This window comes from Streptomyces viridifaciens (genome assembly GCF_001888885.2).
In the GTDB taxonomy this organism is placed as follows: domain Bacteria; phylum Actinomycetota; class Actinomycetes; order Streptomycetales; family Streptomycetaceae; genus Kitasatospora; species Kitasatospora aureofaciens.
The window spans coordinates 5,054,850-5,068,623 of sequence record NZ_CP090841.1 but is presented as its reverse complement, the minus strand read 5'-3'; the positions used below and the strand labels follow the sequence as shown (position 1 = coordinate 5,068,623).

Annotated in this window: 11 protein-coding genes; 5 read left to right on the top strand and 6 right to left on the bottom strand. The window is 71.5% G+C overall.

What is annotated here, in order from left to right:
• Positions 1–78 precede the first annotated feature (78 nt).
• The 3 genes from BOQ63_RS29775 to hrcA all read right to left on the bottom strand — a co-directional run bounded on the left by BOQ63_RS29775 (position 79) and on the right by hrcA (position 3,174).
• Positions 79–828, bottom strand: a complete 750-nt coding sequence (locus tag BOQ63_RS29775; RefSeq protein ID WP_030283910.1) for a 16S rRNA (uracil(1498)-N(3))-methyltransferase — start codon at positions 826–828, stop codon at positions 79–81.
• 93 nt (positions 829–921) lie between these two features.
• The gene (gene dnaJ / locus BOQ63_RS29770) at positions 922–2,064 is read right to left on the bottom strand and encodes a molecular chaperone DnaJ (protein ID WP_030283907.1); all 1,143 of its coding nucleotides are present in this window, start codon (positions 2,062–2,064) and stop codon (positions 922–924) included.
• A gap of 75 nt (positions 2,065–2,139) precedes the next feature.
• On the bottom strand, positions 2,140–3,174 hold the full coding sequence (hrcA, locus tag BOQ63_RS29765; protein ID WP_030283905.1) for a heat-inducible transcriptional repressor HrcA: 1,035 nt from the start codon (positions 3,172–3,174) through the stop codon (positions 2,140–2,142).
• 270 nt (positions 3,175–3,444) lie between these two features.
• Between hrcA and htpX the strand changes: the two genes are divergently transcribed.
• From htpX to BOQ63_RS29750, 3 genes are read left to right on the top strand one after another with little or no spacing between them, the layout of a single operon-like run.
• Positions 3,445–4,365 (top strand): zinc metalloprotease HtpX, encoded by a 921-nt coding sequence (htpX, locus tag BOQ63_RS29760; protein ID WP_030283903.1) that lies wholly within the window; start codon positions 3,445–3,447, stop codon positions 4,363–4,365.
• A 29-nt stretch (positions 4,366–4,394) separates the two neighbouring features.
• The gene (pspAB, locus tag BOQ63_RS29755; protein WP_030558031.1) at positions 4,395–4,979 is read left to right on the top strand and encodes a PspA-associated protein PspAB; all 585 of its coding nucleotides are present in this window, start codon (positions 4,395–4,397) and stop codon (positions 4,977–4,979) included.
• Between the two features lie 23 nt (positions 4,980–5,002).
• The gene (locus tag BOQ63_RS29750) at positions 5,003–5,836 is read left to right on the top strand and encodes a DUF3097 domain-containing protein (protein ID WP_030283896.1); all 834 of its coding nucleotides are present in this window, start codon (positions 5,003–5,005) and stop codon (positions 5,834–5,836) included.
• Here the strand turns inward: BOQ63_RS29750 and BOQ63_RS29745 are convergent.
• Genes BOQ63_RS29745 through BOQ63_RS29735 form a run of 3 tightly spaced genes read right to left on the bottom strand, consistent with a single transcriptional unit; the run spans position 5,827 to position 9,650 of the window.
• Positions 5,827–6,384, bottom strand: a complete 558-nt coding sequence (locus tag BOQ63_RS29745; protein WP_030283894.1) for a Uma2 family endonuclease — start codon at positions 6,382–6,384, stop codon at positions 5,827–5,829. The two genes, BOQ63_RS29750 and BOQ63_RS29745, sit on opposite strands and share 10 nt — an antisense overlap.
• A 41-nt stretch (positions 6,385–6,425) precedes the next feature.
• On the bottom strand, positions 6,426–7,655 hold the full coding sequence (gene hemW, locus BOQ63_RS29740) for a radical SAM family heme chaperone HemW (protein ID WP_030283892.1): 1,230 nt from the start codon (positions 7,653–7,655) through the stop codon (positions 6,426–6,428).
• Between the two features lie 57 nt (positions 7,656–7,712).
• Positions 7,713–9,650 (bottom strand): AMP-dependent synthetase/ligase, encoded by a 1,938-nt coding sequence (locus tag BOQ63_RS29735; protein WP_072655243.1) that lies wholly within the window; start codon positions 9,648–9,650, stop codon positions 7,713–7,715.
• A gap of 311 nt (positions 9,651–9,961) precedes the next feature.
• Between BOQ63_RS29735 and BOQ63_RS29730 the strand changes: the two genes are divergently transcribed.
• Positions 9,962–11,695 carry an ABC transporter ATP-binding protein gene (locus BOQ63_RS29730; RefSeq protein ID WP_030283888.1) on the top strand — a complete coding sequence of 578 codons (1,734 nt, stop codon included), beginning with the start codon at positions 9,962–9,964 and terminating at the stop codon, positions 11,693–11,695.
• Positions 11,696–11,853: 158 nt separating this feature from the next.
• Positions 11,854–13,752, top strand: coding sequence for an ABC transporter ATP-binding protein (locus BOQ63_RS29725; RefSeq protein ID WP_191093675.1), 1,899 nt, complete (start codon positions 11,854–11,856; stop codon positions 13,750–13,752).
• The last annotated feature ends 22 nt before the right edge of the window (positions 13,753–13,774 follow it).

Sequence of the window (13,774 nt, the reverse complement as noted above, 5' to 3'; positions counted from 1 at the left end):
CCCGAGAACCCCGGCCCGGCGCACGGGAGTCAGGGCGTATCCGGCAATTCGCGCCCGGCGGGAACTGTCAAAGACGCCCTAGGACCAGCGGCCGGTGCGCCCCAGCAGCAGCGCCCCGGCGGCCACCCCGGCGGTCGAGGTGCGCAGCACCGAGGGGCCCAGCCGGTACGGCCGGGCGCCCGCCTCGGCGAAGGCGGCGAGCTCCTCCGGGGAGACCCCGCCCTCCGGGCCGACCACCAGGACGATGTCCCCGCCGGCCGGCAGCGCGGCCTGCGCCAGCGGCTCGGCGCCCTCCTCGTGCAGGACGGCGGCCAGGGCGGCCTGCGCCAGCAGCGGCGCCAGCTGCCGGGTGGTCATCAGCTCCCGCACCTCGGGGAAGCGCAGCCGACGGGACTGCTTGCCCGCCTCCCGGGCGGTGGCCCGCCACTTCGCGAGCGCCTTGGCGCCCCGCTCGCCCTTCCACTGGGTGATGCACCGGGAGGCGGCCCAGGGGACCACCACGTCCACGCCTACCTCGGTCATGGTCTCCACGGCCAGCTCGCCGCGGTCGCCCTTGGGCAGCGCCTGGACCACCACGATCCGCGGCGCCGGCTCCGCCTCCCGCCGCACGGCGTCCACCGTGACGTCGATCGCGTCCTTGCCCAGCACCTCGGCGACGGTGCCGTCCACGCCGAGGCCCAGCCCGTCCGCCAGCGTCACCGCCTCGCCGGCCGTCAGCCGCTTCACCGCCGCCGCGTGGCGCCCCTCCGCGCCGTCGAGCCGCACCACGGCCCCGGGCGCGGCGGCGGCGATCCGCTCGGTCTCGACGACGAAGACGGGCGCGGTCATGAGGAGGACCTTTCCGGGGAGGGGCCAGCGGCCGGGTGGGGACAACACGGAAGGGGTGCCGGGGGACTGCCCCCGGCACCCCTTCCCGGACGACTACCGGCCGTTGAAGGCGTCCTTCAGGCGCGAGAAGAGGCCCTGCTGGCCCGGCGCGAACTGGCCGGACGGCCGCTCCTCACCGCGCAGCATCGACAGCCGGCGCAGCAGCTCCTCCTGCTCGGCGTCGAGCTTGGTGGGCGTCTGCACCTCGACGTGCACTATCAGGTCGCCACGGCCGCCGCCGCGCAGGTGGGTGATGCCCCGGCCGTGCAGCGGGATCGACTGGCCGGACTGGGTGCCGGGCCGGATGTCGACCTCCTCCAGCCCGTCCAGGGTCTGCAGCGGCACCTGGGTGCCGAGCGCGGCGGCCGTCATCGGGATGGTGACGGTGCAGTGCAGGTCGTCCCCACGCCGCTGGAAGACGCTGTGGGCGGTCTCGGCGATCTCGACGTACAGGTCGCCGGCCGGGCCGCCGCCGGGGCCGACCTCGCCCTCGCCGGCCAGCTGGATCCGGGTGCCGTTGTCGACACCGGCCGGGATCTTGACCGTCAGGGTGCGGCGGGCCCGCACCCGGCCGTCGCCGGCGCACTCGGGGCAGGGGGTCGGCACGACGGTGCCGAAGCCCTGGCACTGCGGGCACGGGCGGGAGGTCATGACCTGGCCCAGGAAGGAACGGGTGACCTGGGAGACCTCGCCCTTGCCGCGGCACATGTCGCAGGTCTGGGCGGAGGTGCCGGGGGCCGCGCCCTCACCGTTGCAGGTGGTGCAGGTGACGGCGGTGTCGACCTGGAGTTCCTTGGTGGTGCCGAAGGCGGCCTCCTCCAGGGTGATCTCCAGCCGGATCATGGCGTCCTGACCGCGGCGGGTGCGCGAGCGCGGGCCGCGCTGGCCGGCCGCGGCGCCGAAGAAGGCGTCCATGATGTCGGAGAAGCCGAAGCCCGCCGCGCCGGCGCCGAAGCCGCCCGCGCCACCGCCGCCGCCGGGCGACAGCGGGTCGCCGCCGAGGTCGTAGACCTGGCGCTTCTGCGGGTCGGAGAGCACCTCGTAGGCGGCGTTGATCTCCTTGAACCGCTCCTGCGTCTTCGGGTCCGGGTTGACGTCCGGGTGCAGTTCGCGTGCCAGGCGCCGGAACGCCTTCTTGATCTCGTCCTGCCCCGCATCCCGTCGGACGCCGAGTACCGCGTAGTAGTCCGTGGCCACCAAATGCTCCGCTTGTTCCGCCTGTAGTAGTGCGACTGGACACCGCCGCCGGACATCCGGCGACGGTTTTGCTTGCTACGACTCGGCCAGGATCTGGCCCACGTACCGTGCCACCGCTCGCACCGCCCCCATTGTGCCCGGGTAGTCCATCCGGGTCGGTCCGATCACACCCAGTTTGGCCACGCTCTCGTCGCCCGAACCGTAGCCGACCGAAACGACCGAGGTGGAATTCAGCCCTTCGTACGCGTTCTCCCGCCCGATCCGGACCGTCATCGCGGGGTCCGCGGTCTCACCCAGGAGGCGGAGCAGGACCACCTGCTCCTCCAGTGCCTCCAGCACCGGCTGGATGGTGAGCGGGAAGTCGTGCCCGAAGCGGGTCAGGTTGGCCGTGCCGGCCAGCATGATCCGCTCCTCGTTCTGTTCGGCGAGCGCCTCGAACAGCGTCGCCAGGACCGTACTGACGGTCGGCCGGTCGGTCTGCTCGAAGGCCGCCGGCAGCTCCTCCAGGAGGCCCGGGACGTCCGGCAGCCGCTGGCCCGCCGCCCGTGCGTTGATCCGGGTCCGCAGGTCCGCCAGGACCGTCTCGCCGACGGTGCCCGGGCAGTCGATCATCCGCTGCTCGACCCGGCCGGTGTTGGTGATCAGCACCAGCATCACCTTGGCCGGGGCCAGCGCCACCAGCTCGATGTGCCGGACCGTGGAGCGGGTGAGCGAGGGGTACTGCACCACGGCGACCTGCCGGGTCAGCTGGGCGAGCAGCCGCACCGTGCGCCTGACCACGTCGTCCAGGTCGACGGCGCCGTCCAGGAAGTGCCGGATCGCCCGGCGCTCCGGGGAGCTCATCGGCTTGATCTCGGCGAGCTTGTCGACGAACAGCCGGTAGCCCTTGTCGGTGGGGATGCGCCCGGCGCTGGTGTGCGGCTGGTGGATGTACCCCTCCTCCTCCAGCGCCGCCATGTCGTTGCGGACCGTCGCCGGGGACACCCCCAGGTTGTGCCGCTCCACCAGGGCCTTGGACCCGACCGGCTCCTCGGTGCCCACGTAGTCCTGGACGATCGCGCGCAGCACGGCGAGCTTGCGGTCGTCCAGCTGGCGGACCTCACCGGCCATGGGGCACGCACCTCCGTCTTCGCACGTTGTCCGTCTGTGATGCTGCGAGCCGCTCCTCCCGGAGGGCCCCGACCTTGGCACTCTGCACGCACGAGTGCCAAAACCGTACGTGCCAGTGTACGGCCCGGCCCCTACCGCAGGAACGGCCCGGCCGGGGTGATCCTGCCCGCAGTTCCGGACGGCCACCGCGACACTCCGCGTGCGGGGGGTGGTGCCCCGGGGCCGTCCGGGTGGCAGCATCGAAAGCGACGGCGAACGGAGGAGCAAGAGATGTCGAGCTCGGGCCAGCACACCCGTTTCGCGCCCGACCGCGGCCTGACCAGCCGCATGGTCGCGACGATGTTCGTGATCGGGCTGCTGTACGTCGGCTTCACGGGCCTGCTGATCGCGCTGCTGCGCGGGGCCTGGCCGCTGATCGTACTGATCTCCGGCGGGCTGTTCGTGGCCCAGTTCTGGTTCAGCGACAAGATCACCGAGCGGGCCATGGGCGCCCGGCCGGTGACCGCGGAGCAGTTCCCCCAGCTGCACGGCACGGTCGACCGGCTCTGCGCCCTGGCCGACATGCCCAAGCCCCGGGTGGCGGTCGCCGACAACGACATGCCCAACGCCTTCGCCACCGGCCGCAACCCGCAGAACGCCGTGGTGTGCGTCACCACCGGCCTGCTGCGCCGGCTCGAACCGGAGGAGCTGGAGGGCGTCCTCGCGCACGAGCTGTCGCACGTCGCCCACCGGGACGTCGCGGTGATGACCATCGCCGGCTTCCTCGGCGTGCTCGCCGGGGCGATGACCCGGATCGCCATGTACGGCGGGTTCATCGGCGGCAACCGCAACAGCAACGACCAGAACGCGGCCATCGCGGCGCTGGTCATCCCGCTGGTGTCGATGGTCGTCTACGCCATCAGCTTCCTGCTCACCCGGCTGCTCTCCCGCTACCGTGAGCTGGCCGCCGACCGGGCCGCCGCCCAGCTCACCGGCCGCCCCAGCGCCCTGGCCTCCGCCCTCACCAAGGTGACCGGGCAGATCGCCGCCATCCCCACCGAGGACCTGCGCCGCTCCCAGCCCTACAACGCCTTCTACTTCGCCCCCGCGCTGAGCGCCCGGGAGACCGCCTCCCAGCTGCTCTCCACCCACCCGACGCTGGAGAAGCGACTGGCCCAGCTGGCGAAGATCTCCGAGCAGCTCGGCCGCTGAACACCCCCGCCTGCTTCGAAAGGACCGCCGTGGGATTCCTGGACGCCCTGTTCGGCCGCACCAAGCCCGTCAAGCCCGACCTCGACCAGCTGTTCGGCCTGCCGTCCGCCGCGCTCACCCTGGAGGCCGGGGCCGGGTTCCTGCCCACCGGACTCGGCTCGGTCTGCTTCGCGGCCGTCGAGGGCGCGGCCTTCGTCCAGGTGGAGCAGCAGGTCCGGGCGCTGCTGGACGCCGACACCGAGCGCGGTGGCGTCCCGGTGGAGGCCTCCAAGGACGGCTACGGCTACTCCTGGCTGCTCGCCCGGCACACCCCCGACGAACTGCCGGAGCTGGTGAACGACCTCCACGCGGTCAACAGCGAACTCGAGGCGAACGGCTTCGGTCCGCAGCTGCTCTGCTCGCTGGTCGCCTTCCGTAACGGGGAGGGCCAGTCGCTGGCCCTGGTCTACCTCTACAAGCGGGGCACCTTCTACCCCTTCGCCCCGATGCCGGGCGGCGGCGAGCGGCGCAACAGCCCGCTGGAGCTGCAGGTCAACGCGATGCTGGGGAACGACCTGCGGCTGGAGAAGGACCTCAGCCGCTGGTTCCCGGTCTGGGGCGCGCCCGGCCTCTGACGGGCCGTCCTATAGTCGCCCCCATGCGCAGCCACCAGTACGGACCCGACCTCACCCCGCCGTGGAAGAAGCAGCAGCCCGCGCCCGAGGTGCCCGCCGAGCGGGACCTGGTGGTGGAGGAGGCGGCCACCGGCTTCTGCGGGGCGGTGGTGCGCTGCGAGAAGACCGCCGAGGGCTTCACCGTCACCCTGGAGGACCGGTTCGGCAAGCACCGGGTCTTCCCGATGGTCCCGCGCGGCTTCCTGCTGGAGGGCAGGGTCGTCACCCTGGTCCGCCCCGCCGGCCCGGCCCCCTCCCGCGCCCCGGGCCGTACGGCCTCCGGCTCCGTCGCCGTCCCCGGGGCCCGTGCCCGGGTCGCCCGCGAGTCCCGGATCTACGTCGAGGGCCGGCACGACGCCGAACTGGTCGAACGGGTCTGGGGCGACGACCTGCGCATCGAGGGTGTCGTGGTCGAGTACCTCCGGGGCATCGACGACCTCCCCGCGATCGTCGCCGACTTCGCCCCCGGCCCCGGCCGCCGCCTCGGCGTCCTGGTCGACCACCTGCTCCCGGGAACGAAGGAGCACCGGATCGCCGCCCAGGTCACCGGCGACTCGGTCCTGGTCGTCGGACATCCCTACATCGACATCTGGCAGGCCGTGAAACCGTCCTCCGTCGGCATTTCCGCCTGGCCCGCCGTCCCCCGCGGCGAGGACTGGAAGGAGGGCACCTGCCGCCGCCTCGGCTGGCCGGTGGACACCCCGGCCGCCTGGAAGCACATCCTGTCGAAGGTGAACAGCTACAAGGACCTGGAACCCGAACTCCTGGGCCGGGTCGAGGAGTTGATCGACTTCACGACCCTGCCGGGTCAGGAGTAGGTCTGGAACTCCGAGGTGTCCAGGGTGATGTCGAGCAGGTCCACCCGAATCGGGTCACCGAATTTGGTGGTCCGCTCGGACCAGTACACCGGGAGTCCCGACGGCGTGTCGGTGGTCAGGTCCGTGAGGAGCACGCACACGCCCTTGAGCGGATCGACGATGAGGTACGCCGGAATGCCACCCTGGGCGTACATCTCACGCTTGATCCGGTAGTCCCGGTGCACGCTGGTCTTGGAGACCACCTCGACCACGAGGGTCACCGCGGAGGCGGACAGCAGACGGCCCGCCTCCGGGACGACACCACGCTCGAAGACGACCAGATCCGGTTGGGGTTCGCTGGCCTCACCGGAGATGATCAGGTCCTGGGTCTGGAGTGCCCGCCACCGGGCGTACGGAGTCTGATGCTGAATCGCGGAGACGATGAGGTTGCGGACCATGTCCGGCCCGGCCATCATCACGATTTCCCCCCTGATGAGTTCGGCCTTGACGCCTTCCGGCACCTCCAGGTTCTCGAAGATCCCGGTCATCCGATCATCGATGGCGGTCATCGCACGCTCCCTCCGACGGCTGACGCCCACGTTAACGAATGTCAGTCCACGAGGTCACGCACGACCGCGTCCGCCAGCAGGCGGCCCTGGAGGGTGAGGGCGGCGCGGCCCCGCTCGTAGGGCTCGGGGGCGAGGAGGCCGTCGGAGAGGGCCTTGGTGGCGGCCTTGCGGCCCGTCCCGGTCAGCAGGTCGAGCGGGACTCCCTCCACCAGGCGGAGCTCCAGCAGGATGCGCTCGACCCGGCGGTCCTCGTCGCTGAGGACCTCGCGGCCCTGGGCGGGGGTGCGGCCCTCGGCGAGGGCCTGGGCGTAGGCGGCGGGGTGCTTGGCGTTCCACCAGCGGACGCCGCCGACGTGGCTGTGGGCGCCGGGGCCGGCGCCCCACCAGTCGGCGCCGGTCCAGTAGAGCTCGTTGTGGCGACAGCGGCCCTCGGGGGTGGTGGCCCAGTTGGAGACCTCGTACCAGCCGTAGCCGGCCGCGGCGAGGGCCTGCTCGGCGATGAGGTAGCGGTCGGCGTGCACGTCGTCGTCGATCATCGGCAGTTCGCCGCGCTTGACCCGGGCGGCCAGCCGGGTGCCCTCCTCGACGATCAGGGAGTACGCGGAGACGTGGTCCGGCCCGGCGCCGATCGCGGCGTCCAGGGAAGCCCGCCAGTCGTCGTCGGACTCGCCGGGGGTGCCGTAGATCAGGTCGAGGTTGACGTGCTCGAAGCCGGCGGCGCGGGCCTCGGCCACACAGGCCTCGGGGCGCCCCGGGGTGTGGTGGCGGTCGAGCAGCTGGAGGACGTGCGGGCGGGCGCTCTGCATGCCGAAGGAGATCCGGTTGTAGCCGCCCTCGCGCAGTTCGCCCAGGTACGCCGGGTCGACGGACTCCGGGTTGGCCTCGGTGGTGACCTCGGCGTCCGGGGCGAGCCCGAACTCCTCGCGCAGCGCGGCGAGCATCTTCACCAGGTCCCGGGCCGGCAGCAGGGTGGGAGTGCCTCCGCCGAGGAACACCGTCCGCACCGGCAGGTCGGCGTCGCCCAGCACCTTGCGGGCGAGCCGGATCTCGGCGACCACGTTGTCCGCGTAGGTCTCCTGCGAGGCAACCGCCCCGGAGGAGCGCAGTTCGGTGGCGGTGTACGTGTTGAAGTCGCAGTAGCCGCAGCGGCTGGCGCAGTACGGCACGTGCAGGTAGAAGCCGAACGGCCGCCGGCCCAGCCCGGTGAGGGCGTCGGTGGGCAGGGAACCGTCGGACGGCACCGGTTCGCCGTCGGGAAGTGCGGAGGGCATGACCCCATTGTCCCGTACGGCCCGCGAACCCCCGCGCGGGCCGTACGGGAGCGGGGCTCAGGCCTCGTTGGTGCCCGCGTACATCGCCGCCACGGCGTCCGCGTAGGTCCGCTCGACCACCGGGCGCTTGATCTTCAGGCTGGGGGTGAGCTCGCCGTGCTCGATGTCGAGGTCGCGCGGCAGCAGGTGGAACTTCTTGATCGTCTGCCAGCGCTGGAGGTCGCTGTTGACCCGCTTGACGAAGCCCTCGATCAGCTGGTGCACGGCCGGCTCGACGGCCAGCTCGGCGTAGCTCTTCCCGGCCAGGCCGTGGTCGGCGGCCCACGGCATCAGCACCGACTCGTCCAGGCCGATCAGCGCGGTGCAGTAGTTGCGGCCGTTGCCGATCACCAGGATGTTGCTGACGAACGGGCAGACCGCCTTGAACTTGCCCTCGACCTCGCTGGGCGCCACGTACTTGCCGCCGGAGGTCTTGAACAGGTCCTTCTTGCGGTCGGTGATCCGCAGGAAGCCGTCGGGGCTGAGCTCGCCGATGTCCTCGGTGTGGAACCAGCCGTCCGGCTCCAGCACCTCGGCGGTCTTCTCCGGCAGGTTGTGGTAGCCGCGCATGACGCCGGGGCCGCGCAGCAGGATCTCGCCGTCCTCGGCGATCCGCACCTCGGTGCCGGGCAGCGCGCGGCCGACCGTGCCGATCCGCACGTCCTCCTTGCGGTTGACGCAGGAGCCGGCGCTGGTCTCGCTCAGTCCGTAGCCCTCCAGGATCGGCACCCCGGCGCCGAGGAAGAAGTAGCCGATCTCGGGGGCGAGCGCGGCGCTGCCGGAGACGGCGCCGCGCATCCGGCCGCCGAAGGCCGCCCGGATCTTCGCGTACACCAGCTTGTCGGCGAGCGCGTGCTGCAGGCGCAGGCCGAGCGGGGCGCTCTCGGCTCCGGTGGCGATCCGGTTCTCCTGGACCACCCGGGCGTACTCGCGGGCGACCTGGGCGGCCCACATGAAGATCTTGTACTTGGCGCCGCCCTCGGCCCGGGCCCGGCCGGCGATGCCGTTGTACACCTTCTCGAAGATGCGCGGCGCCGAGGCCATCACGGTGGGGCGGATGACCGGCAGGTTGTGGATGATCCGGTCGACCCGGCCGTCCACCGCCATCACGTGGCCGGTGGCGATCTGGCCGGAGATCAAGGTCTTGCCGAAGACGTGCGACAGCGGCAGCCACATGAACTGCACGTCGTCGGGGCCGAGCAGGCCGCTGGCCTCCTGGGCCTTGCCCTCGTACGCCCAGCAGTCGTGCACCAGGCGCACGCCCTTGGGGCGGCCGGTGGTGCCGGAGGTGTAGATGAGGGTGGCCAACTGCTCCCGGTCGAGCGCCGCGACGGCCTTCTCGACCGCGTCCGGGTGCTGCTCCAGGTACTCGGCGCCGCGCCGTTCCAGCTCGGCCAGGGTGATCAGGTCGAGGCCGGCCGTCCGGAGTGTCTCCGGCCGGGGCGCCCCGGCGGGCACGTCGAAGAGGATCACGGTGCGCAGCTCGGGCAGCTGGTCGATGTGGTCGACGGCCTTGGCCAGCTGGGCGGCGTTCTCGGCGAACATGGCCCGGGAGCCGGAGTTGGAGAGGATGAAGGCCGTCTCGTCCGCGTTGGTGCTCGGGTAGATCGTGGTGATGGCCGCGCCCGCGCACATGGCGCCGAGGTCGGCGAGGATCCATTCGAGCCGGGTGGAGGCGGCCAGTGCGACCCGGTCCTCCGGCTGGATGCCCAGCGCCATCAGGCCGGCGGCCACCGCCTTGACCCGGACGGCGGTCTGCGCCCAGGTGAGCGAGCGCCACTGCTCGGCGCCGGGCGCGCCGTCCGCGGCCTGCTCGTCGACCGTCACGGGGTGGCGGTAGGCCTCGTGGTTGGGCGTCGCGGCGACGCGTTCGAGGAAGAGGTGGGCGACGGAGGCGGGACGCCCGGCGACGATGTCGGCTTTGCCGGAGTCGATCAGGGACTGCGCGGAACTCAACGAGGACCTCCGGGGGCGGGTGGCCGTCTGAGGGATTGTCGCGGCGTCCGTGGGGGCGGCCGCCGGGCCCGTTAACCTGAGCGGTACCGGTCAGTAACAAGGGCGTAGTCAGCAGCCTAGGGGGAAACCGGTCATTCCGTAAGGGGTCGAATCCAGCTGGCACGCCATCACGGGCCCGATGCCCGGCACCGCGGACGCAATGGCAAAGGCCCGGCAAACCTCGGCCGGACAGCCCCGGAATCGTCTGGACGACGCCACAGAACCACGAGAATTGGGGTGCGAACCCGACCGGCGACGACAAGAGTGTGCCAGTGCTGATCAGACTGCTCCGGGCGTACCTACGCCCCTACTCCCGACCGATCACCCTGCTGGTGGTCCTCCAACTGGTGTCCACCCTCGCGGCGCTCTACCTGCCGACGCTCAACGCCGACATCATCGACAAGGGCGTGGTCAAGGGCGACACCGGCTACATCCTGCGCCTGGGCGCCGTCATGATCGGCGTCACCCTGGTCCAGGCACTGTGCTCGATCGGCGCCGTCTACTTCGGTGCCCGCACCGCGATGGCCTTCGGCCGCGACGTCCGCGCCGCCGTCTTCGACCGGGTGCAGAGCTTCTCCGCCCGCGAGGTCGGCCAGTTCGGCGCCCCCTCCCTGATCACCCGCACCACCAACGACGTCCAGCAGGTCCAGATGCTGGCCCTGATGAGCTTCACCCTGATGGTCGCCGCACCGATCATGTGCGTCGGCGGCATCATCATGGCGCTCAACCAGGACGTCCCGCTCTCCGGACTGCTGCTCGCCGTCATCCCCGCGCTCGGCGTGGTCGTGGTCCTGCTGGTGCGCGCCCTGCGGCCCAAGTTCCGCAGCATGCAGGTGAAGATCGACACCGTGAACCGGGTGCTGCGCGAGCAGATCACCGGCATCCGGGTCATCCGCGCCTTCGTCAAGGACGACCACGAGCAGGCCCGCTTCGCCGACGCCAACGAGGACCTCACCCACACCGCCCGGCAGGTCGGCCGGCTGATGTCCGTCATGTTCCCCGCCGTGATGCTGGTCGTGAACATCTCCAGCGTCGCCGTGCTCTGGTTCGGCGCCCACCGCATCGACAGCGGCGACATGGAGATCGGCGGGCTCACCGCCTTCCTCTCCTACCTGATGCAGATCCTGATGAGCGTCATGATGGCCACCTTCATGTTCATGATGGTGCCGCGCGCCGAGGTCTGCGCCGAGCGCGTCCAGGAGGTCCTGGACACCTCCTCCAGCGTCGTCCCGCCCACCGCCCCGGTCACCGAACTGCTGCGCCGCGGCAACCTGGAACTGCGCGACGTCGACTTCCGCTACCCCGGCGCCGAGGCCCCGGTGCTGCGCGGCATCGACCTCACCGCCCGCCCCGGCCAGACCACCGCCATCATCGGCTCCACCGGCAGCGGCAAGTCCACCCTGCTCGGCCTCGTCCCCCGGCTCTTCGACGCCACCTCCGGCCAGGTCCTGCTCGACGGCGTGGACGTGCGCGAGCTCTCCGCCGACGCCATCGCCGACAGCGTCGGCATCGTCCCGCAGAAGCCGTACCTGTTCACCGGCACCGTCGCCAGCAACCTCCGCTACGGCCGCCCCGACGCCACCGACGAGGAACTCTGGCACGCCCTGGAGATCGCCCAGGCCAAGGAGTTCGTCGAGAAGCTCGCCGAAGGCCTGGACGCCCCCATCGCCCAGGGCGGCAGCAACGTCTCCGGCGGCCAGCGCCAGCGCCTGGCCATCGCCCGGGCCCTCGTGCGCAGGCCCGACGTCTACCTCTTCGACGACTCCTTCTCCGCGCTCGACTACGCCACCGACGCCAAGCTGCGCAAGGCCCTCGCCCGCGAGACCGCCGACGCCACCGTCCTGATCGTCGCCCAGCGCGTCTCCACCATCCGCGACGCCGACCGGATCATCGTCCTCGACGAGGGCGCCGTCGTCGGCACCGGCACCCACCACGAACTGATGGCCGACAACCCGACGTACCGGGAGATCGTGCTCTCCCAGCTCACCGAGCAGGAGGCGGCGTGACCACCCCAGCAAAGCCCGCCGGGAACCCCGCCGGGCCGGCGGCCTCGGCCGCGCCCGGACCGGCGTCCGGCAAGCCCGCCGGGAAACCCCAGGACCAGCTGCCCAGCGACTCCCAGGCCGCCGCCGCCCGCCGCGGCCCGGCCGGACCGGGCCGCTTCATGGGCGGCCAGGGCGCCGAGAAGTCCATGGACTTCAAGGGCTCCGGCAAGCGCGTCCTCGGCCTGCTGCGCCCCGAGCGCAAACTGCTGGCCGGCGTCCTGCTGCTCGGCGTCCTCGGCATCGGCTGCGCCGTCACCGGCCCCAAGATCCTCGGCGACGCCACCGACCTGATCTTCGCCGGCGTCATCGGCGCCCGCTTCCAGCCCGGCACCTCCAAGACCGAGGTCATCGAGGGCCTACGCGCCCACGGCCAGGGCGGCATCGCCGACCTGCTCTCCGCCGTCGACTTCACCCCCGGCCACGGCATGGACTTCGGCGCCATCGGCTCCGTCCTGCTCTGGGTGCTCGGCATCTACCTCGCCTCCGCCGGCTTCGGCATCCTCCAGGGCCAACTGGCCACCAAGGCGATCCAGTCGGCCAGCTACCGGCTGCGCCAGGACGTCGAGGCCAAGCTCGCCCGCCTGCCGCTCAGCTACTTCGACAAGCAGCCGCGCGGCGAGGTGCTCAGCCGGGTCACCAACGACATCGACAACATCGGCCAGTCCATGCAGCAGACCATGGGACAGGTCGTCAACTCGCTGCTCACCGTGGTCGGCGTGCTGGCGATGATGTTCTGGATCTCCTGGCTGCTGGCGCTGATCGCCCTGGTCTCGGTGCCGCTGTCGGTGGTCGTCGCCGCCAAGGTCGGCAAGCGGGCCCAGCCGCAGTTCGTCCAGCAGTGGAAGTCCACCGGCCAACTCAACGCCCACATCGAGGAGATGTACACCGGCCACACCCTGGTCAAGGTGTTCGGCCGCCAGCGCGAGTCCGCCGAGACCTTCCGCGAGCACAACGACGCGCTGTTCCACGCCAGCTTCCGCGCCCAGTTCATCTCCGGGATCATCCAGCCCGCGATGATGCTGATCGGCAACCTGCAGTACGTGCTGGTCGCGGTCGTCGGCGGCCTGCGGGTGGCCAGCGGCTCGCTGTCCATCGGCGACGTCCAGGCCTTCATCCAGTACTCCCGGCAGTTCAGCCAGCCGCTCACCCAGGTCGCCAGCATGGCCAACCTGGTGCAGTCCGGGGTCGCCTCCGCCGAGCGCGTCTTCGAACTCCTCGACGCCCCCGAGCAGAGCCCCGAGCCGGCCATGCCCGAGAAGCCGGACGCGGTCCACGGCAGGGTCTCCTTCCAGGACGTGTCCTTCCGCTACGACCCCGACAAGCCGCTCATCGACGACCTCTCGCTCAAGGTCGAACCCGGCCAGACCGTCGCCATCGTCGGCCCCACCGGCGCCGGCAAGACCACCCTGGTCAACCTGCTGATGCGGTTCTACGAGGTCAGCTCCGGACGGATCACCCTCGACGGCGTCGACATCGCCGCGATGTCCCGCGAGGACCTGCGCTCCGGCATCGGCATGGTCCTCCAGGACACCTGGCTGTTCGGCGGCACCATCGCCGACAACATCGCCTACGGGGCCGGGTCCGCCACCCGCGAACAGGTCGTCGAGGCCGCCAGGGCCGCCCACGTCGACCGCTTCGTCCGCACCCTCCCGGACGGGTACGACACCGTCATCGACGACGAGGGCACCGGCGTCAGTGCGGGCGAGAAGCAGCTGATCACCATCGCCCGGGCCTTCCTCGCCCAGCCGTCGATCCTGGTCCTGGACGAGGCCACCAGCTCGGTCGACACCCGCACCGAGGTGCTCATCCAGCGGGCCATGGCGCGGCTGCGCACCGGCCGCACCAGCTTCGTCATCGCCCACCGCCTCTCCACCATCCGGGACGCCGACGTCATCCTGGTGATGGAGAACGGCTCCATCGTGGAGCAGGGCTCGCACGACGAGCTGATCGCCGCCGACGGCGCCTACGCGCGGCTCTACCAGGCGCAGTTCGCGGAGGCCGTGGCCGAGGTCGACTGACCGATCGGCCGGGTCCGGACAC

What these genes read in the sequence shown, in the direction of transcription:
- hemW (WP_030283892.1), bottom strand. Translation starts at nt 7,655, where the DNA reads ATGCCCTCCGCACTTCCCGACGGCGAACCGGTGCCGTCCGACGGTTCC.
- BOQ63_RS29745 (WP_030283894.1), bottom strand. Translation starts at nt 6,384, where the DNA reads ATGACCGCCATCGATGATCGGATGACCGGGATCTTCGAGAACCTGGAG.
- BOQ63_RS29775 (WP_030283910.1), bottom strand. Translation starts at nt 828, where the DNA reads ATGACCGCGCCCGTCTTCGTCGTCGAGACCGAGCGGATCGCCGCCGCC.
- BOQ63_RS29750 (WP_030283896.1), top strand. Translation starts at nt 5,003, where the DNA reads ATGCGCAGCCACCAGTACGGACCCGACCTCACCCCGCCGTGGAAGAAG.
- htpX (WP_030283903.1), top strand. Translation starts at nt 3,445, where the DNA reads ATGTCGAGCTCGGGCCAGCACACCCGTTTCGCGCCCGACCGCGGCCTG.
- BOQ63_RS29725 (WP_191093675.1), top strand. Translation starts at nt 11,854, where the DNA reads ATGGGCGGCCAGGGCGCCGAGAAGTCCATGGACTTCAAGGGCTCCGGC.
- hrcA (WP_030283905.1), bottom strand. Translation starts at nt 3,174, where the DNA reads ATGGCCGGTGAGGTCCGCCAGCTGGACGACCGCAAGCTCGCCGTGCTG.